This is a genomic window from Serratia sp. CoH_122_TC_1 (assembly GCF_058191755.1).
The window spans coordinates 47,793-72,183 of the sequence record NZ_JBXWLA010000011.1 but is presented as its reverse complement, the minus strand read 5'-3'; the positions used below and the strand labels follow the sequence as shown (position 1 = coordinate 72,183).

The following is a 24,391-nucleotide window of genomic DNA, read 5'->3' as shown; positions in this document are numbered from 1 at the left end:
CGATTAACTCATTCACGGAAGACACATAATCGGAGGTGCACCCTAAGGGTGGTGGGGGAAATCACTCTGGGAGGCGGAATACGCAGGCACGCAGCCACGGTAGGTGCCAGCAGCACCAATAACAACCCCAGACCGAACAGCAGCGTTTCAAACATCACCGGCGGTGAGGCCAATAAGGATTTAGCACTCAGTTCGCAAGGGGTCGGTTGGGTTTCAGCAGCGTCATCAGCAGAAGAGGCTACCGCGCTAGCGACAGGCAGGCCAAGCGCTTGTTGCAATGCATGCAGGCTCGCCATGCGCTGAGTCATACAGACCAGCACCACCAGGCAAGCCAAGCATAAAAACCATTTTGCAATCCGCTGCTGTTTAACCATGCCGTCCTCAATTCCAAGTCTGCGCTTATCTTAGCGGCGCAGGCGCGTTTAGCAATGTTTTGCCTGTAAAGAAATGTCTGTCGACGGTATTGATGATGGCCGTTTACAGGTATCATAAGCGCAAACCTGTGCTTTTCGCCGGGTACGACGATTATTTTCTCCCCAAAGTAAGGGGTGTTACGGCCAGGCGGCAAGCACATGGGCTCGATGAACGCACGACAGTACGGGATTCGGGTGAAGTTGCGCAGCCAACACAGCGGTAACGCCAAGTAAGCTGGGGATACACAGCGAAGGACAGGTGATATGCAACCTTTGAGTGGACCGGGTACCCCGATCGCCAGCGATCGCCCCCCAAGCCCGGATAAAACCACAACCACTGACGGCAGCCCGCTCTCCCCGGCACAACGCACGACGCTGGAGAAGCTGGTCGTCAAGATCATGGCACTCAGCCCAGCCAAGTCCGCCGAGATCTGGGTTACGTTGCGCCATGATCTGCAGACAGACAACAACAGCGAACTGCTGGCTCGCCATTTTCAGCCGGCCGAACAACTGTTGCAGAATCGCTTGGCTCAGGCACAACAGAGCCACGCCAGCCGACAACTGTTGCAACAACTCACCGAACTGTTACCGCAGGGCAATAATCGCCTGGCCGTCAGCGATTTTATTCGCCAGCAGTTTGGGCACACGGTATTGAGCCAGTTGAGCCACCCACAGTTGCAACAGGTCCTCAACCTGTTGCAAACCGGTAGCCTGACCATTCCTCACCCGCAGCAGACGACGACCAGCGATCGTCCCCTGCTGCCTGCCGAACACCAGAGCTTGCAACAGCAGGTGACCAAGCTCAGCGCCGCGACCGGCGAATCACCGGCTAAAATCTGGCAAACCCTGTTCGATCTGGCTGGGGTAAAAACCAATGATCCTCTTCCGGCTCGTCACTTCCAACTGCTGAACCAGTTTTTGCAGGTGAAGGTGGCATTGAGTCCACAGACAGCACCAACGCTAAACAACTTGCTGGCCGTACTCAAACAACCGGCAGATCCGCAGGAGCAGCAGCAGCTCAATGACTACTGCCAATCGCGTTTTCACTGCAACGCAACGGCGCCGCTAACCCATCCGCAGATGAGCGATGTGATCAACCAACTGTTTGCTCGTCGTCTGGAAAAAGCGGGCCCTACTCAGCCAATAACCGGCAGCGCTGCCGAACCGCAGCCGTTGCTCAATCCACTGATTGCCGCACTGCCCCAACCGCTGCAAAAAGCGCTGAGCAAACCCGCTGCGGTATTCATTCTTTTCATTCTGGTACTGGCCTTGGTATTTGCGCTGGTGTTTTAACCTATCAGCCACAGCCGCAGTCTTCTCCAATCGTCTTTCCCAGCAGCGAACCCGGCTGCTCACCGGTGGCCAATGGATGGCCATCGCGTTTCCAGAAGTCCAGTCCGCCAATCAGCTCCTTCACCTGGAACCCCTGCTGCGCCAACTTGTACGCCCCCTTGGTTGAACCGTTACAGCCAATGCCGTCACAGTAGGTCACATAAACTTTACCGCGATCCAGATGCGCCGTGCCCGCTTCGTCCATAAGCCTATGTGGCAAGCTGATCGCGCCGGGAATATGCCCGGCGGCATACAAAGCCTCTGTGCGGGTATCGATCACTACGATTTCACTGATGCCATTACGCAGATCTTCCGCCACGTCCCATGCGTCCGCGTAATAACTCAGTTTCGCCGCCAGGTAATCGAGACTCTGCGCCGCTGTTCCCGGTGGGAATGCCAAAACCAATGAAGATACCGCCATGAAATTCACCTCTGTTGATAAAGACTGATGACAATATTGCCTGATTTTGGTCTTATGATTGATACCCATTTTTGTACGTTGATAAGTCCCATTATGGCAAATGCGCTGCTCACCCTTTTTTACCTGCCAGAACACACAAGCGGTACCTTGCGTGAGCGCGTGTGCAGCACATTACGCCGGGCGATTCATAACGGGGCGTTAATCCGTGGTCAACGTTTACCCTCATCCCGAATACTGGCCAAAGATTTGGGCGTATCACGCGTGACAACGGAGGCAGCCTATAGCCAGCTCGAGGCCGAAGGCTATCTGCAACGCCGAGTGGGCCAAGGGACCTTCGTCGCAATATGCATTGTTAAATCGCCGCCCGTCGCCAAAGCGATCGGTGAACCGCATTTGTCACTCCGCGGCAGGCAGATCGTACAAACCGGGGGTTGCCGCGATCCCGAGCACCCCTTGCCCTTTGCCGCCGGTTCGCCGGACCTGCGCGTCTTCCCATTAAAACTGTGGAGGCACCTCACTGCCCAGCAGTTACGCTTACGTGGCGAAACCCTGCTGCGCTATGGTGATCCGCAGGGTTACCGCCCCCTACGCGAGGCCATTGCCGGCTATGTCAGCCAAACTCGCGGCGTCAATTGTGACGCGCAGCAGGTCCTGGTACTGACCAGCTCTCAACAGGCTCTGCAGTTGATTGCTACTTTGCTGTTGGATAATGGCGACAAGGTCTGGATGGAAGAACCCGGTTATCGCGGCGCCCAAAATGCCTTTACCAGTGCAGGCGGCGAATTGGTACCGGTCAGTGTTGATGAAGCCGGTATGCGGGCAGATGACAAGCTCCCTGCCCCCCGGCTAATTTACCTGACGCCTTCGCACCAATACCCTACGGGGGTGGCACTGAGTCTGGCACGGCGGCTCGAATTGCTGGCTTTGGCGCAACGGCATCGGGCGTGGATTGTTGAAGATGATTACGACAGCGAGTTTCACTATGACGGCCAGCCTATGCCGGCGATGCAAAGCCTGGATCGGCACGGCAACGTGCTTTATCTGGGGACGTTTTCCAAGGCGCTATTTCCCTCGTTGCGGCTGGCATATTTAGTGGTCCCGCCTGCCTTGGTCGAATCCTTTACCACCGCACGCACAGTCTATGACGGTCACAGCGCCCAACTGATGCAGGCAGTCACCGCCGAATTTATCCTGCAGGGGCATTTTGCCGCGCATATCCGCCATATGCGCCAGCTGTATTCTAGCCGACGTGACCAGTTGCTGGCGCAAGTGCAGGAAAAGCTAGGGCATTACGCTACCCCGCAACCGGCCGCTGGGGGATTGCAGCTCAGCGTTTGGCTACCTCCGGGCCAAGAAAGCGCCCTCACTCAGCAAGCACAGCGTTTAGGTGTGATAACACCCGGACTGGCAGCGCTGTATCAAACAGCAAACCTGCGGCGCGACGGTTGGCTATTGGGCTTTTCTGCCCTGACACCGGGTGAGATCCGTGCCGCCGTCGAACGGCTGGCACGGATTACTGCCCGCTAAATTTGCAACATCGCTTTCGGTGACATTACTGCTCGGTCAGCCGCAGTTCTGCCACTATCGGCAGATGATCGCTAACCGCCGGCCAGTGGATGCCATTCCAGTCACCGCTGGCGTTTGGCACCGTCAGGCTGTCCAGATGCCAGCGCTGCGCATTGCCGCTAAAGATGTAATCGACTTTAATTTCGGCATTTTCCGCCGGCCAACTGCGACCATCTTGTGCGGCAGGCATAATGTCGTTCCAGTATCGGCTGAGTTCAGTCCAGGTAACGCTGCCCGGGACATCGTTCATGTCGCCGAACAACAGCTTGATGCCGCGCATTTCGATGGTACGGTCGTTTAACTCACGCACCTGATCCAAACGCATGGCCGGATCTTCTTTGGTATCCAGATGAGTATTGATCAGGGTGATGGGTGCCGGGAACTCGGGCACGTCGGTCTGGGCGCTGAAAGCAATGCGCTGTTCACGCTGCCCGGACGGCAGTGGGTAAATCTTGCTGTCATGCAGCGGATATTTTGACAGAAACGCCAGGCCATATTCGCCGCCGTCAAAGTCAATCGCGCGACCAAAGACCACGTGCATACCTGTCAACTTGGCCAGCTCCGCAGCCTGATCCAATTTACCGCTGCGGCCCGTCAGTTTGTCCACTTCCTGTAATGCCACCACGTCAACGTTCATCGCCTTGATGGCCTTGGCGATGGCGGTCATATCGCTGACCTTGCCGGCAGCAATATTAAAGCTGGCTACGCGGATCTTCGGGGCCTGTTCCAGGTTATAGGTTTTGTTCTTCAAGCCACCCAGTGCGCTGGCCACTTCGCGGCTATTGGCATTGCTGTTGGCATGGCCGCCGTCGGTAGAGGACCAGGCAGTATGAGATATTCCCAGGGATAACAGAGTAATAAGCAAAGCATGACGTGAGCGCATGAATTCTCCTTTAGCGTTCAGATTTTTGTTGGGGCACCCGCACCCCACAGCTAACAATGATTTTGCCGCAGTTACCCGCGACTATTTCCTAGTTATCTCGCTATTTTTTTATTCTGCGCCGTATCTCGCATTCCGACAGTGAAAGTATTGCACCATTGGACAACCGGCTGAATTAGCTTTAAAACCGATAGACCGCTTATCGAGAGGAACCCAAATGACCCGCGCCTTAGCCGAACAGCTCACCGAACGTTTCTTCCGCTATCTGGCGGTAACCAGCCAGAGCGATGCCGCTGCCACAGCCCTGCCCAGCACGCCGGGGCAGCATGATATGGCCAAGCTGCTGGCGGCCGAACTGCGCCAGTTGGGGATGCACGACGTACAGATCGATGATCATGCGACCGTCACCGCACGCAAGCCCGGTAACCAACCAGGCGCACCGCGCATCGGTTTTATCACCCATATCGATACCGTTGACGTCGGCCTGTCAGCGCATATCTACCCACAGTGCCTGCACTTTAGCGGTCAAGATCTCTGCCTTAACGCGGAACATGACATCTGGCTGCGTACCGCTGAGCACCCGGAAATTCTCGCCTATCCAAATGAAGATATTATTTTCAGCGACGGCACCAGCGTGCTCGGCGCGGACAACAAGGCGGCAGTGACGGTCGTGATGACCTTGCTGGCTAACCTGAGCGCTACAGATCGCCACGGTGATATTCTGGTGGCCTTTGTACCGGACGAAGAGATTGGCCTGCGCGGTGCCAAGGCGCTGGATTTGACGCGCTTTGACGTAGATTTCGCCTATACCATTGACTGTTGCGAGCTGGGTGAAGTGGTCTATGAAAACTTCAACGCCGCAGCGGCGGAGATCCATATTGAGGGCGTTACTGCGCACCCCATGTCGGCGAAGAATATCCTGATCAACCCGATTCGCATCGCCAATGACATCATTAACCAATTCGACAGTCGAGACACGCCAGAACATACCGAAGGGCGCGAGGGCTATTTCTGGTTCAACGACATGGTGGCCAACGCCAACCTCGCCACCTTAAAAGTGTCGATCCGTGATTTTGATCTGGCGGCGTTCAATGCGCGTAAAGCACGGATACAAGAAGTGGTACAGCAGGTGGCGGCAAACTACCCGCGCGCCAAAGTGAGCTGTACTGTTACCGATATCTACAGCAACATCAGCAACTCTATCGGTGATGATAAACGCGCCATTGAGCTGATATTCGGCGCCCTCGCCGCCCACGGCATTCCACCAAAGGTTATCCCCATGCGAGGGGGCACTGACGGCGCAGCGCTCTCCAGCCGCGGGCTGCTAACCCCCAATTACTTCACCGGTGCACACAATTTCCATTCACGCTTTGAGTTCCTGCCGGTCAGTGCGTTTGTGAAGTCATATCAGGTGACTCGCAGCATTTGTTTACTGGCTGCCCGCGGGTAGCAGCCACACGCCTCCAAGCGCGATATTTCATGCAAAGATATCGCGCTTAGGCCAGTAACCAGCCCACTACCCCACCCCACGCCAACAATGGCAATGAGTAGTAATGGAATTTCAGCCAGATTTTACGCTCGCCCGCCATACGCAAAGCAATCAGGTTCGCCAACGAGCCGATCGCCAGCCCAAAGCCACCGGCATTCACCGCATAAGCCAGCAGTTGGCTTGAAGGCACATAATTGAGCAATAGAATGGTGGCAGGCACATTGCTGATTATCTGTGACAGGCCAATTCCCAGCGCATAAATTCCGCCGTTGCTCAACGAAGAGAGGCCAGCGAACCAGGATTGGATCGCCTCAAGTCGGGTGAACAACCCCACGTCGATAAACATGGCGATAAAAACAAAAATCAGGCTCCAGTCAATCTGCAGCAATACCCGGCGAGCCAGCAGTAAAAAGCCGGCGAAAACAGCCAACAGACCGTACAGCGGCAATCCCATATCCAGAGACAGCAGAAAAATCACATACAGCACCACGCAGCTCAACAACAAATGCCGTTGATACGGGTAGCCTTCGGTGTGCGGAACCTTAACGATCTCCCGCGGCGGGAAGCTGAACCAGGTCAACAACAACAGGCTAGCCAGCATTACCGCGCCAAAAGGCAACATTTGGGCAATAAAACCCAAGAAAGACAGCGAGGATTTACTCCAAAGCAAAATGTTCTGCGGGTTGCCGATTGGCGTCAACAACGAGCCGGCATTAACCGCCAGCGCCTGGAAGATAATCAACCGGCTAATCGGCAACGAAAACAGTTTTTTTAGCGTGATGGTCAGTGGAATGACAATAAACAGCGCCACGTCGTTGGTCAGGAACGACGACAGCAGCGCGGCAGAAAACACTAAAAACAGCGCCAGCCGTCGTTCACTGTGCAGCCTGTTGACGATCTGGCGACCGATAAAATCAAAATAGCCACTGACCTCAACCCCTTTGGTCAATAACATCAACCCCAGCAGCGTGATGATGGTACGCCAGTCAATAAAACGGTTAAGCTCTGGCAGCTGTTGTGGATTGAAGGCGGCCATCAGCACACCGGCCAGCAACAGGATATGTAAGAAACGATCTTTCAGGAATGGCTGAATCAGCCGAACAGCGGCGTTTGAACTCATGTTGAGCGCTTCAAAAAACAATCAAGGATCGGGAAGCAGACGTTAGCCCAAGCACACTAGTAACGCCAGAAAAATGCTTTGTTACCTTTTAACCGCCATTCTTGAAACCGCCTCTTTGTGGGCTGCCGGCACGCCCTCGGTCACGTATTGTCTGCATACTACCGGGGTGCGCTCAGTGGCCACCTCGATGCACCGCCCGTTATTTTGGCTATCTCTGCTTTTCATTTGTCGCACTTTGCTTTATTTGTAGCGCCCTCCTCTGTTTCAAAGGATTTTTTATGGCTAACATTTTTGCCAAATGGCTTTTGCTGAGTGTGACGCTCAGCCTGTTGACCGCCTGTAATGACCAGGACTCCCGCCCGCAGATTGATCTCGAGGGCAAAACCATGGGGACCTTCTACAGCGTCAAAGTCAGCGGGGATATCGCCGTCGATAAGCAGCAGTTACAGCAGCAGGTCGATGCCGTGTTGGAACGGGCTAATGACGATATTTCTACTTACCGTACTGATTCGGTACTGTCGCGTTTTAATCAAACGCAGAGTGCTGATCCACAGCCCATCCCACGCGGCATGGCAGACATCATCCTGATGGCTCAACGTATTGGCCACGATACTCAGGGCGCAATGAATATTACCGTTGGCCCTCTGGTGAATCTGTGGGGCTTTGGGCCGGATAAGCGCGCGGTAAAAGTACCGAGCCAACAACAAATAGAGGCGGCGCAAAAAAATGTTGGCCTGCAGCACCTCAAACTGATCAGCGACAATCGCGGCGAATGGCTACAGAAAGACCTGCCAGAAATGTATGTCGATCTCTCGACAATGGGCGAGGGCTATGGCGTCGACCAACTGGTACAACTGATGGCGCGCAATGGCATCACCAACTATTTGGTGTCCGTCGGTGGTGCAGTCTCCTCGCGCGGTGTTAACGGCAAGGGTAACGCCTGGCGAGTGGCGATCCAAAAACCGACCGATCGTGAAAATGCCGTGCAGGCGCTGGTTGATCTGCAAGGCTACGGCATCAGTACGTCCGGCAGTTACCGCAACTACTTCGAACAAGATGGGCAACGCTATTCGCACGTGATCGATCCCACGACGGGTCGGCCGATCACCCATCGCCTGGTATCTGCCACCGTGATCGCCCCCACCGCATTGGAAGCCGACGGTTGGGACACTGGGCTGATGGTTCTGGGCACAGAAAAAGCGCTCAAACTGGCGGAAGATAAAGGGCTGGCGGTGTATTTGATCAGCAAAACCGATGACGGTTTCAGCGCGGTGATGACACCGCAGTTTAAAGCGTTCCTGGTGAAATAATTTCTGGGATAGTGATAACGAGGGTGCAGTAGGTAAAACTGCACCCTCATGGTGTCATCCTTTGCGGTGCAGTAACAAATAGGCCACCGGTATCACCAACATCGACAACAGGGGCGCACTAAGCATCCCGCCAATCATCGGTGCGGCAATACGTCGCATCACTTCAGAGCCGGCGCCGTTGCCCCACATGATCGGCAATAATCCCGCCATAATGGTGGCAACCGTCATCACTTTTGGCCGAACCCGCAACACGGCACCTTCGCTAATTGCATCCATCAGCTGTTGTTGCGTTAACGGCTGCCCTGGCTGACTGTGTTTCTCCAACGCATGGTTTAAATACAGCACCATGATTACGCCAAATTCCGCCGCCACCCCGGCCAACGCGATAAAGCCCACCGCCCCCGCCACCGACAGGTTGTAGTTGAGCAAATACAACAACCACACGCCGCCGATCAGTGCAAATGGTAACGTCGCCATGATCAGTAATGCATCCCGCACGCTGCTAAAGGTGACGAACAGCAGCACGAAAATGATCGCCAACGTGACCGGTAGCACGACCTTCAACTGGGCGCTGGCGCGCTCCAGATATTCAAACTGCCCTGACCAGCTCAAGGATACTCCCGCAGGCAACTTAACCTGCTGTGACACCGCTTGCTGCATCTCTTCCACCGCCGATTTAAGATCGCGTCCACGCAGGTCAACATAAATCCAATTGGAGAGTCGGGCGTTTTCACTTTTCAGCATCGGCGGTCCTTCAGTAACCCGAATGTCAGCCAGCATAGACAGCGGCACCTGCCCTCCGCTGGCTGTCAGCACCGGTAACGCCTGCAGTTGCTGCACCGAGTCGCGAACCTCACGCGGGTAACGCACATTGATGGGATAACGCGCTCGGCCCTCAATGGTTTCACCGATGTTTTCGCCCCCCACCAGCGTTGCCACCATAGATTGCAGCTCTTTTACCGAGACGCCATAACGTGCCGCCCGCTGGCGATCAATATCAATATCCACGTAGCGCCCGCCGGTAATACGTTCCGCCAGCGCTGAGGTGACGCCCGGCACAGGCTTCACCACCTGCTCAATTTGCCCGGAAATCCGTTCAATATCGGCCATGTTATTGCCGTTCACCTTGATACCGACCGGGCTTTTTATCCCGGTGGCAAGCATATCCAGACGGTTGCGGATAGGTGGAACCCAAACGTTGGCAATGCCAGGCACCTTGACCACAGCGTCCAGTTCAGCCACCAGCTTGTCCATGGTCATGCCAGACCGCCACTGATCGCGCGGCTTGAAACGAATGGTGGTTTCCAGCATGGTCAGAGGGGCAGGATCGGTGGCGCTCTCCGCCCGTCCTGCTTTACCAAATACCGTCGCGACCTCGGGCACGGTTTTAATCAACCGGTCGGTGAGTTGCAGCAACCGGCTCGCCTCGCGCGCCGACATCCCCGGCAATGACGATGGCATATACAGCAGATCACCTTCGTCGAGCTGGGGCATAAATTCGCTGCCCAAACGACTGAGCGGATACAGCGTTAACAGCAGCAGTAATAGTGAAACCCCGAGCGTGGTTTTGGGCCTCGCCAGCACCGCAGCCAACACCGGTTGGTACAGGCGGATCAACCAACGGTTGATCGGATTGGCATGCTCGTCGGGAATGCGACCACGAATAAAATACCCCATCAGCACCGGCACCAGCGTAATCCCCAACCCGGCGGCCACCGCCATGGCATAGGTTTTGGTGTAGGCCAGCGGTGAAAACATCCGCCCTTCCTGTGCCTGTAATGTGAAGACAGGGATAAAGGACAGGGTAATAATCAGCAAACTGCAAAAGAGTGCGGGCCCGACCTCTACCGCCGCCTGCTCTGAAATACGCCAATAATCCGCCGATGTCGGCTGCTGCCCCGGATGGCGCTGTCGCCACTGCTCCAGCACCTTATGCATATTCTCGATCATGACGATCGCGGCATCCACCATGGCACCTATCGCGATGGCTATCCCACCCAGTGACATGATATTGGCGTTCACCCCTTGGTAATGCATCACCACAAAGGCCCCGAGGATGCCGAGCGGCAGCGTAATCATCGCCACCAGCGCCGAACGGAAATGGAACAGGAACAAGGTGCACACCAGCGCCACCACGATAAACTCTTCCAGCAGCTTATGGGACAAGGTTTCAATGGCATGCTCAATCAACTGAGAACGGTCATAAACCGTCACAATCTCCACGCCAGGCGGCAAGCTCTGCTGGATCTCCTGCAACTTCACCTTCAACGCATTAATGGTTTCCAGCGCATTTTTGCCGTAGCGCATCACGACAATGCCGCCTGCAACTTCCCCCTCGCCGTTAAGCTCCGCGACACCACGGCGAATTTCCGGCCCCTCACGCAAGGTCGCCACCTGTGAAAGCAGGATGGGTACCCCATCACGAACGGTGATTACCACGCTGGAGAAATCACTCAGTTTTTTCAGGTAACCCGAGGTGCGCACCATATATTCTGCCTCGCCCATCTCCAGCAGCGCGCCGCCACCTTCTTGATTGGCGTCCTGAAGGGCACTCACGACCTGCTGATGGGTGATATTCAACGCACGCAGGCTTTGCGGATCCAACACCACTTGATACTGGCGCACCATACCGCCTACGCTGGCGACTTCCGCCACGTTGGGGACAGTTTTAAGCTCAAATTTTAGCGTCCAATCTTGCAGGGCCCGTAGATCAGCCAGGCTGTGTTTCCCGCTTTTATCGACCAACGCATATTCATAAACCCAGCCAACCCCGGTGGCATCTGGCCCCAGCGCCACCTTGACCTGCGCCGGTAATGAAGACTGCACCTGACTGAGCGATTCCAATACCCGAGAACGTGCCCAGTACAGATCGGTACCGTCTTCAAACAGCACGTAAACATAGGCGTCGCCAAACATGGAAAAACCACGCACCGTCTTGGCACCCGGCACCGTTAATAAAGTGGTGGTCAACGGATAGGTAACCTGATCTTCAATCACCTGCGGTGCCTTGCCTGGATAGGTGGCACGGACGATGACTTGCACATCGGACAGGTCAGGCAACGCATCGAGTGGCGCTTTCTGCAAGGCCCATATCCCCCAGCCAGCCAGCAGCGCCGAGGCCAACAGCACTAACAGTCGATTACGCAACGACCAACGGATCACGAAAGCAATCATAAGTGCCCCCCGTGCTCAGCGTGAATCGGTACTATCTGACTGATATGCGAACCCCTGTCGTCCACAGTAAAGCGGATCTGCACTTTGTCGCCCGAGGTGATGCCGGTCGGCAATCCTCCTGGAGGCAGGGCAAAGTCCATGGTCATTGCCGGCCACTGCAATTCCGGTACAGGGCCATGGGACAGCGTAATCGTGTCGCCATTCAGCGCCTCAATCACGCCTTCGGCCTGGTACTGTTTAACCTCTGACTTTGCCGCCATCTGCGGCAAGGCACTGCGCATACTGGCCTCGGAGTCGATCAGGAATTGGCCAGAAGTCACGACCTGTTGCCCTACACTCAGGCCGCGTTTGATCTCCACCCAGCCATCCTGTGTACGCCCGGCGACCACCTCAACCGGCGTGAAATGCCCACTCCCTTCAGCAACCAATACCCGATTACGATCGCCGCTGCCGATCAGCGCCTCTTGCGGTATCGCCAGCACCGGTTTACCCACCGTGCTCTGCGACAGCGTCAATTGCAGGTACATGCCTGGCCGCAATTTTTGCTGCGGATTCTTCAATAAAATACGTGCCTTGAAAGTACGGGTCAGCGGATCGACATTGGCCAGCAGTTCGCTTACTTCTCCCTCAAAACGCTCCCCCGGCCAACTGGCGGAGGCGGCCTGTACCTTATCACCCACCTTCAGCAAGCCGGCCTGCGCCTGCGGATAATCAGCCAGGATCCACACTGGGTCGAGGCGAGCTATCTCAAACAGGCCCTGCGCCGCGGTCACCTGCGCACCTTCAAGGACGGTTAGCTTGTTAACGAAACCGTTTTCCGGGGCCACTATCTTAACGCGTGGCTCGGATTTGCCCGTGCGCTCCACTTGCCGAATTACCGCCTCGGGCATAAACAGCAGCTGTAACCGCTGGCGTGCTGACGCGGTCAATTCGGTATCACCCAGTTTGCGTATCGCCAGATACTCCTGCTGCGCCGCACTCCAGTCCGGTATCCACAACTGCGCCAGCGCTTCCCCCTTCTTCACCTGTTGCTCGCTGGCACGAACATAGAGCTTCTCCACCAGTCCATTGGCACGAGCAGCGATAATTTGAATGCCGCGCTCATCCGTCGCTACGCTGCCAAAGGCGCTAAATTGCGGTTCCAATGGGCGTAACTGCGCAGCCTCGATACGCACCCCCAGGTTCTGTTGCTGGCGCGTGCTGATGGTCACGCCGCCCTCCGATTCAGCTTCATCGGCATAGCGTGGCACCAGTTGCATATCCATAAAGGGAGATTTACCCGGTTTATCAAAGCGCTGAGCTGGCATCATCGGATCATACCAATACAATACCTGTCGTTCGCTCTTGCTCGCTTGCGGTGCCGTTTCACCCTGCGAGCCAAACCAATATCCGGCCAATCCACTGCCGATCAACGCGGCTAATAACGCCAGTTTGAATTGTATTTTCATTGCATCGATTCCTGTGGGGTGAGGTAGCGGATAGCGGCCCAGATTTGTGCAAGCCCACGAGCGGCTTTGCCGGCGTTGAGGCGGCTGTCGAGCAGCGCACGCCGCGCTTCCAGCACCGCGGACAGGTCACTTTTACCCGTGCGATATTGCGCCAACACCAATGTCAGCCGCTGTTGCTGCAAGGGGATGGCCTGCTGCTGCTGACGTTGCCACTGCAACTGCGCCGCCTGGTACTGCGCCAACAGCGTATCGAGTTGCGCCTGATGATCGCGAATCAGCAGCGTCAGTCGATCGTTGGCCTCCATGTTGCGAGACACATCGGCGGCATAGTCCTTATCCTGGCGTTGCGAGCGGAAAAGCGGCAGATCCACGGTAAACATCACCCCGGCCAGATCCTCGTAATCATCAGCACGCTTGCCGTAATACACCTCGACGCCGACATCCGGTATTGCCGCCACTTCTGACTGTGCAGAACGCGCCTTGGCAACATCTGCCTCACGGCTGGCTTGCAGTACTTCGGGGTGCTGTCTGATCCCCTGTCGCAATACGTCACTGTCAGCCGGCAAACGTTCAAAGCGCGGCAAGGTTCCTGACGTATCCGTCGCCGCCACGCCGGTCAGTTGCGTCAAACGCGCCTGTGCCACCCTAACGTCCCGCTGTGCTTCGCTGATGCGATCTTGCATGGCCAGCAACGTCAGCCGGGCGTCCAACACCGCACTGGCCGGCGTGCCACCACCGGCAACACCCGCGCGCTGAGTGGTGATTTGACGTTCGCTCTCCGTGACCAAGGCTGTCGCATCACGCAGGCTTTGCCGGCTCAATGCCAACTCAAGCCACGCTTGGGCGGTTTGCTGCTGCAAACGGGCACGGATGGTGGCGCTGCCTGCATCTGTTTTGCTGGCTTCGGCGCGCAAGGTATCAGCCTTGCGCTGGCGTTTGGTGCTGCTGACATAGTCCTGCATGATGCCAACCCGCCCCATCGTCATACCTTCGCGAGTGAAACGCCGGGCATTTCCCCCCTGCACCGGCACGTTCTCAATACCGAACTTCAGCTTGGGATCGGGCAATTGCATTGCCGAATCTGCCATGTTCGCCAGGGCATTGACCTGATGTCTATTGGCCGAGAGTTCGGCGGAATAACGTTCCGCTGCCGTCAGTGACTGTTGCAGCGTCAGCTCCGTCGCTTGGGTGGCTGATACCCAACAAACGAGCAGCAGCCAGCCCACCCGCAAGGGGTGAGAAATAATCCTGGTCATGACGCCTCCGTTATTGCCGCGTGGCGGCGATAGCAATCAACTGATAACCGCCGTCAATCGGCAGGAAGCTGAAGTCAACCGCAGTTCCCACCGGCAATACGGCGAGGGAAGGCGATGAAGGGAGCAGGAAACTCATGGTCATTGGAGGCCAATTAAGGGCTGGAATGGCTTGATGTCTGATAGACACCTTCCGCTCATCCCAAGCCTTTATCACGCCCTGGCTGTGGATTTCGACGGTAGGTTTGACAGCGGAATGTTGCATCGCCCTATCAGCGGCACTGGCGACAGAGGAGAAAAATAAGGTGATTAATACAGCGGCAAATAAATTACGCATAACGGGTACTCCATGAAATAGTTAACGAACACGAATGACCGTCGGAGACGGTAAAGCGGTTGTCAGGGCTATTCACGGAAACGACAGAATACGATCTCTGCCGGTGGGCCTGTTATCGGGGGCGTTTGCCAGGTGTTAAACGGGATAGAAAGTGACAGAGCGGGCGCGATCACCGCCAGTTCGCTGCTGACTGGCAAAGCGGCTAATGCCAGATTAGCGTGATCCTGTTGGGCTGATTCCGGCACGCAGTGTTTCTCACACAGCGGCTCTTGTGTCTGCATCTGCTCTGATGACGGCTGGCTATTTTGCATGTGCATCATATGCTGAGCCATCGGCGCTTCACCACTGAACTGCAGGTTGCAATTATGGCTGGCCAGCGCCATCTGGGTATTTAGCAGTAACCAACTGACGACCAATAGCCCTGCACAGGCTCGCTTTTTAGCGAAACGCAATCGGTGCATGAATAAGGAGATGGACGCCAACGCCGACATCAGGTGATTCCAGAAGATGAGATAGCGGAAGTATATCGACCAAGTGCTTGTGCAGGAATGGAATTTACACCCGCTGACAAAGTGGTGCGCGCCCACGTAAGGGAAACCAAAATGCATTGATGTTAATCAACAGGTATCGCATCAGCTCAAAAAAAAGCCCAGGGTCACTGGGCTTTATGCGGATAAATTCACCGATGGGAAGGTTATTTGGTTAACGCGATAATACCCAGCGTCAAACCCGCAACCGCTGCTGCACCACCGGCGATTGCGCCTGCGGTTTCCCAGTTATCTTGTGTCGTGCCTTTCATACAGGTGTTGGTGTGCACCAAACGCCCCTGATCATCATAGACAGGTACGCAAGGTGAATCAGTCGCGCACCCAGCCAAAATGACCGACAGTAACCCAACTGCAATTAACTTTTTCATACTATTGCCTCAATGTTCGATCACTCTGAAAACTACGCCGAGTGACAATCGCGCTATTGAGCCATTGTATGCCCAAAAGACTGAACAAAGCGTTAATGATCCGTCAGCAGATGTAATTTGGGATAACTCTGAACGGCTAACCCGTAGGCCTGCGGACAGCAAAAAGCCCGCGAATACGCGGGCTTTATTCTAATACCTTGAGCCGGAATTACTTCTGCAGTTTACGCATCACCAGCGTGGCGTTAGTACCACCGAAACCGAAGCTGTTAGACATAACAGTGGTCAGCTCACGTTGAGTCGGCTGAGTCACAATGTTCATGCCTACGGCTTTCTCATCCAGGTTTTCGATATTGATACTTGGCGCAATAAAGCCGTGCTCAACCATCAACAGGCTGTAGATCGCTTCCTGCACGCCAGCGGCGCCCAGTGAGTGACCGGTCATGGCCTTGGTGGACGAAATTGCCGGGGTGTTATCGCCAAACACTTCGCGGATAGCGCCCAATTCTTTCACGTCGCCAACCGGCGTTGAAGTGCCGTGCACGTTCATGTAGTCGATTGGCGTATCAACGCCCTGCATCGCCATCTTCATGCAACGCACTGCGCCTTCGCCAGATGGAGCTACCATGTCTGCGCCGTCGGACGTTGCACCGTAGCCGATGATTTCAGCATAAATGTGCGCGCCACGTGCCAGAGCGTGTTCCAGTTCTTCTACCACGACCATACCGCCGCCGCCTGCAATGACGAAACCATCGCGCGCTGCGTCATAAGTACGGGAGGCTTTTTCTGGGGTGTCGTTGTAGCTGGTGGACAGTGCGCCCATCGCATCAAACTCACAGGCCATTTCCCAGCACAGTTCTTCACCGCCGCCGGCAAAGACAACGTCCTGCTTACCCAGTTGGATCAGTTCAACCGCGTGGCCAATGCAGTGTGCAGAGGTTGCGCAGGCAGAGCTGATGGAGTAGTTAACGCCACGAATTTTGAAGGGGGTTGCCAGGCAGGCAGAAACGCCTGAAGCCATCGCCTTGGTCACCATATAAGGGCCAACGCCACGCAGGCCTTTGGCGCGCATACCGTCAGATCCAGCAACCTGGTTGCGCGGTGAACCGCCACCTGAGCCAACCACCAGACCGGTGCGATCGTTGGAAACCTGATCGGCAGCCAGACCGGAGTCTTTAATGGCTTCTTCCATGGAAAGATAGGCATAAACGGACGCATCACTCATAAAGCGCATGACTTTACGGTCGATCAGACCCGTGGTGTCCAGTTTAACATCGCCCCATACGTGACTACGCATGCCGGAATCTTTCAGCTCCTGGGAGAACGTGATCCCAGAACGACCTTCCTGCAGGCTCGCCAGGACCTCCTGTTGGTTGTTACCAATGCTGGAGACGATTCCCAGGCCAGTAATCACTGCACGTTTCATTCAATACCTCTTCCACAATTTTACATTCGGGATTTTGCATCGCACTTTAGCGTACAGATGTACGCCGAACAAGTCCGATCAGCGTTTTTCAGCTTTATTCTTATCCAGTTTGCGCCATAGCGCCAGCGCCGTTAGAATCCCGTCACCCCTTGAGTTATGAGCAACTAACCGTGAGCCACGCCCCGATCCAAACCGCAGCGTTATCCTGGAATGAACAGGGTACACCTGTTTCGAAACAGTTTGATGACGTCTACTTTTCTAATCAGGATGGGCTGGAAGAAACCCGCTACGTATTTCTCAAGGGCAACCAACTCCCTCAACGTTTTAGCTGCCACCCCCGCCCCCTGTTTCTTGTGGCGGAAACGGGCTTTGGCACCGGGCTTAATTTTCTCACCTTGTGGCAGGCTTTTGCCAGCTTCCGTGAGACAACGCCTAACGCCACGTTGCAACGGCTGCACTTTATCAGTTTTGAAAAATTCCCTCTCGTGCAGGCCGACCTCGCCGCTGCGCACGCACGCTGGCCGGAGCTGGCTCCCTTTGCCGATGAGTTACGCGCCCAATGGCCATTGCCGCTGCCGGGCTGCCACCGTCTATTGCTGGCGGAAGGCCGCATTACGCTCGATCTGTGGTTCGGCGACGTTAACGCGTTATTACCGCACGTCGACCCCAGCATGAACCGCCAAATCGATGCCTGGTTCCTCGACGGCTTTGCGCCGGCGAAAAATCCGGACATGTGGACGGAACAGCTGTTCGCCGCGATGGCTCGTTTCGCCAGGCCTGGCGGCAGCCTTGCCACTTTCACCGCCGCAGGCTTTGTGCGACGCGGATTGCAACAGGCCGGATTTGAAGTAATAAAGAGCAAAGGCTTCGGCCAAAAACGTGAAATGCTGATTGGCACGCTGCCTGAAGATGCCACCACCATCACGCATCCTTTCCCTTGGTCACTCCGCCCGGCGGCGGACAGTACCGACGACATTGCGATCGTCGGTGGTGGTATCGCCAGCGCATTAACCGCACTTGCGTTGTTACGCCGCGGTGCGAAGGTCAGGCTGTATTGTGCCGATCCTCACCCCGCCGAGGGGGCTTCCGGCAACCGACAGGGCGCGCTTTACCCCCTGCTGAATGGCCGTGGGGACGCGTTGGAAAACTTCTTCAGCGCGGCTTTCCCTTTTGCCCGCCGCCAGTACGATGCGTTAGTGCAACAAGGTGTCGAGTTTGACCATCAATGGTGTGGCGTCAGTCAGTTGGCCTTTGACGAGAAGAGTGCCGGGAAAATTGCAAAAATGCAGGCGGTTGAATGGCCTCCGGCGCTGGCAATGCCCGCCGATCGCGCCACGCTCAGCGCATTGTGTGGTATCGACAGCGGTTTTGGCGGCATTAACTACCCGCAAGGCGGTTGGTTGTGCCCTGCCGAACTGACACGCAATGCCCTTGCGCTGGCACAACGTCAGGGGCTGGGCTGCCATTATGGGTTTACGCTCAGGACGCTGACAGCCACTGAGACCGGTTGGCAACTCAGCTTCAGCAACGGTGAAAGCCGGCAGCATGCAACAGTGATTTTGGCCAACGGCCACCGCCTTTCTGAACTGGCGCAAGGTGAAGCCCTGCCGGTTTATGCCGTACGCGGTCAGGTATCCCATATTCCCACAACCCCGGCGCTAAGCGAATTGAAGCAGGTGTTGTGTTACGACGGCTACCTGACCCCGGTCAACGCCAATAACCAACAGCACTGTATAGGCGCCAGCTACCAGCGTGGCGAAACCGCCACCGAATATCGCGAAGAAGAACAGCAGGACAATCGCGCTCGTCTGTTACGCTGCCTGCCGGACCAGGCCTGGCCACGAGAGGTAGACGTCAGCGGTCGTCAGGCCCGTTGCGGCGTACGTAGCGCCACGCGCGATCATTTACCGATGATCGGTGCAGTACCGGATTATCAAGCCACGTTGGCGCAGTATCAGGATCTCCAGCGCCAGCATCAACGCGGCGAAGTTATCGCCAATGCTCCGGTTTATCCGAATCTGTTTATGATTGGCGCATTAGGCTCACGTGGGCTGTGCTCGGCGCCGCTGGCGGCTGAAATTTTGGCAGCGCAGCTGTTCGACGAACCCTTGCCAGGCAGCGCAAACATGTTGGCAGCATTGAATCCGAACCGGATGTGGGTAAGAAAACTACTGAAGGGACGTGCGGTTTAATCGCAGTTTTACAGGGCGCTGTTATGTGAACTGCGCCCTGCAAACGGGCTCAGGCGGTCGGCAATGCCGTTTGGTACAGGTTTTCCCACATGCCATACACCAATGCCTGGTCCGGTGGGGACAGCTCGCCGGCAGCGATGGCTTTATGCAGGCTGCCTTCCACCTGTGCCTTCAGCGCTTCGGCGGTGTGTTCACCCTGTTCTTCCACCTCGGCAACCGCCAACGTCAGATGACCGCGCAGGTAGCCACCGGCAAACAGTTCATCATCGCTGGCGTGCTCTACCATGTCATCAATCAGCGCCAAAATGCGCGCTTCGAATTCTGCGATCATCAAATTTCCTCTATTACCCTGCATCTTTCAAACCGCCACGTTGTCGGCTGCGGCTTGAAAGCTATTGGGTATCTATTTCCAGTTAAATATACAGTCAGTTGAGATCTTCCGGATAGGGGAAAAGCTCAGCCGTCAGCGGTGGCGTATTGTAAAACGATTGTAACGCCTGAATAAAGCGCGCAGGTCTTGTGGGTATTCCCTGCTCTAAGAGCAGCAGCACCCGCTCGCGTACCTTACGCTGGAAGGCGATGCGATCCGGTTCACAGTCGCCGTTCAGGTTGTCACAACTGACGTTGAACGGGAAACCGGCCGCGACGCAGAACATCCACTCCAGCGACTGCGGTTTAATTTCTACCGCTTCGAATTCACTTTGCGTCTGCGCATCTCGCCCGTCCGGGCAGTACCAGTAACCGAAATCGACCTGTTTGCGGCGCTGTTCACCGGCAATACACCAGTGTGAAATTTCATGCATGCCGCTGGCATAATAGCCGTGAGCAAAGACAATACGGTTGTACGGCAATTCGTCATCGGCTGGCAGGTAGATGGGTTCATCGTCACCTTTAACCAGCCGGGTGTTGTAGTCATCACTGAAGCACTGATTAAAAATCTCAATCAGTTGGGAATATTGGTGTGTATCAGACATAAAAGACTCAAATAACCACAAATTTAAAGTGGTAATTATACCCTAACCGCGCTTTTGGCATACTACATATGCAACGCCAGCCACTGGTGAATTTCTGTACCGTGATTGTCGTACAGCAACTTACAGCTCATCACCAGCGAAACGATGACGATCATCGGGCGGATCAGCTTTTGCCCACGGGTCATGACCATATGTGCCCCGAGACGGGCGCCCAGCACCTGCCCCACCAACATCACCAGGCCTATCCCCCACAGCACTTTGCCACCGATGATAAACAACACCAGGCTGCCAAAGTTGGACGTGAAGTTCAGTACCTTGGCGTGTGCGGTAGATTTGGCCAGGTTAAAGCCACACAGCGTCACATAGGCCAACGCGTAAAATGAACCGGCACCGGGCCCAAAAAAGCCATCGTAAAAACCCACGCAGCCACCGGCCACCAGGCCGAACGGCAAGGCGCTCAAACGGCGCTGCCGATCGTTTTCCCCCAGACGCGGAGTCAGCAGGAAGTAAAGACCGATACCGATCACCAATAACGGCAGCATTTGCCGCAGCAAATCGGCGCGCATGTGCTGCACCAGGATCGCCCCGGCGACGGAGCCGATCAGCGCCAACAGAATAGTCAGTTTTTGATCGTTAAGATCAACGGCTCGTCGGCGGATGAAGTACAGGCTGGCGGATAAAGAACCACCCACCGACTGCAACTTGTTGGTCGCCAGCGCCTGCGCCGGGGGAACGCCCACCGCCAGCAGTGCCGGCACGGTCAACAGCCCACCACCACCGGCAATGGAATCGATAAAGCCTGCCAGCAATGCCACCACAAACAAAACCCCGAGCATCTCGGGGCCAACGACGAACCACTCCATTTATATCCCTCTGACTTGAAGCCGCATCTGTGTTGATTGCACTTACTCACCCGAATCACTTACTGACGTGAGACCATCGGGATATATGAGCCTCTTCCCTGAGGCTCACCCTTCGGGCCAGCGTAAACACTGTTCAAATCGGTTCCCGACCGATTTGTCATTCCCTTACTGCCTTGATGCAACTCCAATGACTTTGGATATATTATTCCGCAGCGAAATGGTTATTCAGCAAGGCCTGACAGGTAGGCGGTAATGGCGGCGGCACCGGTTTACCCGGTTTGGCGCTTGGCTGGTGCGGGACGAACCAGCTTGCTAGTTCTGCACCACAGCCGTCACCCGGTGGCGGCGTATCCTGTTCTTTACACTCCAGGCTGCCTGCCGGGCAACGCAGCCGCACATGCATGTGCGCACGGTGACCGAACCACGGGCGCACCTTGTGCAACCAATCGCGATCGGCACCGGCATCCAAACACAGGCGCTGCTTGATCGCCGGGTTGACGAAGATCCGCGTCACTTCCTGATCTTGAGCCGCCATTTTGATCAGTGATTCAATCTGCGGCTGCCACTGGCGTGCAACCACCTGCTTGCCGTCGCTGGAAACCAAATCGATGGGCTGCGGTTTCAACAGTTGTTGTGCACTCCAACGCTGGCGCGGCAGCTGTAACCAGATATCGACATCAAGGCCGGATTGATGACTGGCATGGCCGCTACTGAAGCGCCCGCCAGCCGGCATTGCCATATCACCGATCAACACCGTACCGAGGTTTTTTTGGTTCGCCTTATTGCTCAGACGTTGAATAAACGCCAGCAGATCAGGGTGACCGAAATAACGACGTTGATCGGGGCGCATCACCTGATAATCCGGTGAATTCAACGGCAACGGTTGGGCACCGATGATACAACCGTTGGCAAAACCCCCCACGGCCTGTGGTGCGCCGGCCACCGGGTGATCAATTTTCTGCCAAGGCGTCAACGCCATGGCAGAGCCCGATGCCATCAGGGCAACGATACCTAACATCCAGTTTTTCATGGTGATTACCAGCGAGGAACGTTAGAAACCACATCACCGTTCTGCGCACGCTGGCGCAATAGGTGATCCATCAGCACAATCGCCATCATCGCTTCGGCGATCGGTACCGCACGGATGCCTACGCAAGGATCGTGACGGCCACGGGTAACCATTTCCACGGCTTCGCCCTGGCGATTGATGGTTTTACCCGGCACCATGATGCTGGAAGTCGGTTTCAATGCCAGGTGGGCAATCACCGCCTGGCCGCTGCTGATACCGCCGAGAATACCGCCCGCATGGTTGCTCTGGAAACCTTCCGGGGTGATTTCATCGCGGTTTTCACTGCCACGCTTGGTCACGACGGCAAAGCCGTCACCAATTTCTACGCCTTTCACCGCATTGATGCTCATTAGCGCATGCGCCAGATCTGCATCGAGGCGGTCAAAAACGGGCTCGCCGAGGCCAACCGGCACATTTTCGGCAATGACGCTGACCTTGGCGCCAATCGAATCGCCCTCTTTCTTCAGCGCACGCATCAGTTCGTCCAACGCTTCCAGCTTGTCCGGATCCGGACAGAAGAACGGGTTCTGTTCGACCTGTTCCCAGTCTTTCAGCTCGCAAACTACGTCGCCGATTTGAGCTAAATAACCGCGCACCTGCACGCCGAATTTCTGCTGCAGGTATTTCTTGGCAATCGCCCCTGCCGCAACGCGCATTGCGGTTTCACGCGCCGAAGAACGGCCGCCGCCACGATAGTCGCGCACGCCGTATTTTTGTTCGTAGGTGTAGTCTGCATGTCCCGGGCGGAACACGTCTTTGATTGCACCGTAGTCCTGCGAACGCTGGTCGGTGTTTTCAATCATCAGCCCAATACTGGTACCGGTGGTCACGCCTTCAAACACGCCAGAAAGAATACGCACCTGATCCGGCTCGCGGCGTTGGGTGGTATAACGCGAGGTGCCCGGACGGCGACGGTCCAGATCGTGCTGCAAATCAGCTTCGGTAAGCGGAATGCCTGGCGGCACACCGTCTACGATACATCCCAGCGCCACGCCGTGAGATTCACCAAATGTGGTGACGCGGAAAATCTGCCCAATACTGTTTCCTGCCATCGCGGCTCCTTACCCTTAATTATTATCTTTGTGGGGCCCGCCAAAGCAGGCCCGAAGAATGCTTAGCTGCGGTAGAGGCTGAAATGTTCTTTGCAATCCACCAATTGCTGCTTGGTCAGCATAAACACGCCGTCACCGCCGTTTTCAAACTCCAGCCAGGTGAACGGAATGTCTGGATACTGTTCCATCAGATGTACCATGCTGTTACCCACTTCACAAATCAGCACGCCGTCGTCGCTCAGGTAATCCGGTGCACAGGCCAGAATACGACGCACCAGCTTCAGGCCGTCGCTGCCCGCCGCCAGACCCAGCTCAGGTTCAAAGCGGAACTCCTGCGGCAGATCGGACATGTCTTCTGCATCGACGTACGGTGGGTTGGTGACAATCAGATCGTACTGGATCGCGGGAACGTCGCGGAACAGATCGGAACGGATTGGGGTCACTTGCTGTTCAACACCGAGCGCCTGAATATTGCGTTCGGTCACTGCCAGCACGTCGGCGGAGATGTCTACTGCGTCCACTTCCGCTTCCGGGAAAGCGTAGCCGCAGGCAATGGCGATACAGCCGCTGCCGGTACACATGTCGAGAATATGGCTCGGCGGGTGCGGGATCAGTGCGCTAAAGCGATCGTTGATCAGTTCGCCAATCGGGGAACGCGGTACCAGCACGCGCTCATCGACATAAAATTCCAGATCGCAGAACCAGGCTTTGTTAGTCAGATAGGCGACTGGGATACGCTCGTTGACGCGGCGGATCACGCGCTCAACGATGCGGTGGCGCTCGCTGGAGGTTAAACGTGCGGTGTGCATGTCCTCAGGAATATCCAGTGGCAGGAACAGGCTTGGCAGCACCAATTGCACCGCTTCGTCCCACGGATTGTCGGTTCCGTGACCATAGTAGATATCGGCGGCATTAAAACGGCTTACCGTCCAACGCAGCATATCTTGAATGGTGTGCAGTTCACTCACTGCTTCCTCGACGAAAATTTTGTCCAATTTGCCCTCCGGCAGGCACTGTGATTCATGATTTAGCCGCATAGTTTGCCATGAAGCCCGCGACAAATCACGCTAACCGCTTGCGCTTTTCAATTTGGCGCGAATTTTGCGTCGACAGATACCCGTGACACGGTAAACTACCGCGATAAATGATTTCCGGTGAA

General features: G+C 55.8%; 22 protein-coding genes. 5 read left to right on the top strand and 17 right to left on the bottom strand.

The genetic code is table 11. From position 1 onward, the window contains the following. Window positions 1-8 precede the first annotated feature (8 nt). Window positions 9-374, bottom strand: coding sequence for a copper resistance protein (locus AC2FC2_RS15415; protein WP_490659487.1), 366 nt, complete (start codon window positions 372-374; stop codon window positions 9-11). A 303-nt stretch (window positions 375-677) separates the two neighbouring features. Here AC2FC2_RS15415 and flk point away from each other — a divergent pair, with 303 nt between their 5' ends. Beyond that, a complete protein-coding gene (flk, locus tag AC2FC2_RS15410) occupies window positions 678-1,706 on the top strand; it encodes a flagella biosynthesis regulator Flk (RefSeq protein WP_490659486.1) in 1,029 nt (342 codons plus the stop codon). A 4-nt stretch (window positions 1,707-1,710) separates the two neighbouring features. On the opposite strand, the gene AC2FC2_RS15405 is transcribed toward flk, so the two are convergent. Then, the gene (locus AC2FC2_RS15405) at window positions 1,711-2,166 is read right to left on the bottom strand and encodes a rhodanese-like domain-containing protein (protein ID WP_490659485.1); all 456 of its coding nucleotides are present in this window, start codon (window positions 2,164-2,166) and stop codon (window positions 1,711-1,713) included. A 93-nt stretch (window positions 2,167-2,259) separates the two neighbouring features. Here AC2FC2_RS15405 and pdxR point away from each other — a divergent pair, with 93 nt between their 5' ends. Continuing rightward, window positions 2,260-3,693, top strand: a complete 1,434-nt coding sequence (gene pdxR / locus AC2FC2_RS15400; protein WP_490659484.1) for a MocR-like pyridoxine biosynthesis transcription factor PdxR — start codon at window positions 2,260-2,262, stop codon at window positions 3,691-3,693. Between the two features lie 25 nt (window positions 3,694-3,718). Here the strand turns inward: pdxR and AC2FC2_RS15395 are convergent, their stop codons facing one another. Further along, window positions 3,719-4,615, bottom strand: a complete 897-nt coding sequence (locus tag AC2FC2_RS15395; protein WP_209638834.1) for an endonuclease/exonuclease/phosphatase family protein — start codon at window positions 4,613-4,615, stop codon at window positions 3,719-3,721. Window positions 4,616-4,829: 214 nt separating this feature from the next. On the opposite strand from AC2FC2_RS15395, the gene pepT reads away from it, so the two are divergent. Next, complete coding sequence (gene pepT / locus AC2FC2_RS15390; protein ID WP_490659483.1) at window positions 4,830-6,062, top strand: peptidase T; 1,233 nt, start codon at window positions 4,830-4,832, stop codon at window positions 6,060-6,062. A 46-nt stretch (window positions 6,063-6,108) separates the two neighbouring features. Here the strand turns inward: pepT and AC2FC2_RS15385 are convergent, their stop codons facing one another. Beyond that, window positions 6,109-7,221, bottom strand: coding sequence for an SLC13 family permease (locus AC2FC2_RS15385; protein ID WP_490659482.1), 1,113 nt, complete (start codon window positions 7,219-7,221; stop codon window positions 6,109-6,111). 278 nt (window positions 7,222-7,499) lie between these two features. Here AC2FC2_RS15385 and apbE point away from each other — a divergent pair, with 278 nt between their 5' ends. Continuing rightward, window positions 7,500-8,531, top strand: a complete 1,032-nt coding sequence (gene apbE, locus AC2FC2_RS15380) for an FAD:protein FMN transferase ApbE (RefSeq protein WP_490659481.1) — start codon at window positions 7,500-7,502, stop codon at window positions 8,529-8,531. Between the two features lie 54 nt (window positions 8,532-8,585). Here apbE and AC2FC2_RS15375 read toward each other — a convergent pair whose 3' ends face one another. From AC2FC2_RS15375 to fabB, 7 genes are all read right to left on the bottom strand, one after another. Next, window positions 8,586-11,705, bottom strand: coding sequence for an efflux RND transporter permease subunit (locus tag AC2FC2_RS15375; protein ID WP_490659480.1), 3,120 nt, complete (start codon window positions 11,703-11,705; stop codon window positions 8,586-8,588). After that, on the bottom strand, window positions 11,702-13,153 hold the full coding sequence (locus AC2FC2_RS15370; RefSeq protein WP_490308493.1) for an efflux RND transporter periplasmic adaptor subunit: 1,452 nt from the start codon (window positions 13,151-13,153) through the stop codon (window positions 11,702-11,704). The genes AC2FC2_RS15375 and AC2FC2_RS15370 overlap by 4 nt, the downstream gene beginning before the upstream one ends. Further along, the gene (locus tag AC2FC2_RS15365; RefSeq protein ID WP_490659479.1) at window positions 13,150-14,409 is read right to left on the bottom strand and encodes a TolC family protein; all 1,260 of its coding nucleotides are present in this window, start codon (window positions 14,407-14,409) and stop codon (window positions 13,150-13,152) included. The genes AC2FC2_RS15370 and AC2FC2_RS15365 overlap by 4 nt, the downstream gene beginning before the upstream one ends. Before the next feature lie 10 nt (window positions 14,410-14,419). Next, a complete protein-coding gene (locus tag AC2FC2_RS15360) occupies window positions 14,420-14,743 on the bottom strand; it encodes a copper-binding protein (RefSeq protein WP_490659478.1) in 324 nt (107 codons plus the stop codon). A 68-nt stretch (window positions 14,744-14,811) separates the two neighbouring features. After that, window positions 14,812-15,234, bottom strand: a complete 423-nt coding sequence (locus AC2FC2_RS15355) for a hypothetical protein (protein ID WP_404759201.1) — start codon at window positions 15,232-15,234, stop codon at window positions 14,812-14,814. 203 nt (window positions 15,235-15,437) lie between these two features. After that, on the bottom strand, window positions 15,438-15,659 hold the full coding sequence (locus AC2FC2_RS15350) for a putative periplasmic lipoprotein (protein ID WP_020827903.1): 222 nt from the start codon (window positions 15,657-15,659) through the stop codon (window positions 15,438-15,440). Between the two features lie 208 nt (window positions 15,660-15,867). Beyond that, entirely contained in the window at window positions 15,868-17,082 is a 1,215-nt protein-coding gene (fabB, locus tag AC2FC2_RS15345; RefSeq protein ID WP_209638817.1) for a beta-ketoacyl-ACP synthase I, read from the bottom strand. A gap of 170 nt (window positions 17,083-17,252) precedes the next feature. Between fabB and mnmC the strand changes: the two genes are divergently transcribed. Further along, entirely contained in the window at window positions 17,253-19,274 is a 2,022-nt protein-coding gene (gene mnmC, locus AC2FC2_RS15340; RefSeq protein WP_490659477.1) for a bifunctional tRNA (5-methylaminomethyl-2-thiouridine)(34)-methyltransferase MnmC2/FAD-dependent 5-carboxymethylaminomethyl-2-thiouridine(34) oxidoreductase MnmC1, read from the top strand. 49 nt (window positions 19,275-19,323) lie between these two features. Here the strand turns inward: mnmC and AC2FC2_RS15335 are convergent, their stop codons facing one another. From AC2FC2_RS15335 to prmB, 6 genes are all read right to left on the bottom strand, one after another. Next, window positions 19,324-19,605, bottom strand: a complete 282-nt coding sequence (locus AC2FC2_RS15335) for a YfcL family protein (protein ID WP_209638813.1) — start codon at window positions 19,603-19,605, stop codon at window positions 19,324-19,326. Between the two features lie 94 nt (window positions 19,606-19,699). Further along, on the bottom strand, window positions 19,700-20,248 hold the full coding sequence (locus AC2FC2_RS15330) for an elongation factor P hydroxylase (RefSeq protein ID WP_265555586.1): 549 nt from the start codon (window positions 20,246-20,248) through the stop codon (window positions 19,700-19,702). A 62-nt stretch (window positions 20,249-20,310) separates the two neighbouring features. Continuing rightward, entirely contained in the window at window positions 20,311-21,111 is an 801-nt protein-coding gene (locus tag AC2FC2_RS15325) for a sulfite exporter TauE/SafE family protein (protein WP_209638809.1), read from the bottom strand. 202 nt (window positions 21,112-21,313) lie between these two features. Beyond that, window positions 21,314-22,141, bottom strand: coding sequence for a penicillin-insensitive murein endopeptidase (mepA, locus tag AC2FC2_RS15320; protein WP_209638807.1), 828 nt, complete (start codon window positions 22,139-22,141; stop codon window positions 21,314-21,316). A 5-nt stretch (window positions 22,142-22,146) separates the two neighbouring features. Then, a complete protein-coding gene (aroC, locus tag AC2FC2_RS15315; RefSeq protein WP_209638805.1) occupies window positions 22,147-23,232 on the bottom strand; it encodes a chorismate synthase in 1,086 nt (361 codons plus the stop codon). Between the two features lie 62 nt (window positions 23,233-23,294). Next, window positions 23,295-24,227 (bottom strand): 50S ribosomal protein L3 N(5)-glutamine methyltransferase, encoded by a 933-nt coding sequence (gene prmB / locus AC2FC2_RS15310; RefSeq protein WP_209638803.1) that lies wholly within the window; start codon window positions 24,225-24,227, stop codon window positions 23,295-23,297. Window positions 24,228-24,391 lie beyond the last annotated feature (164 nt).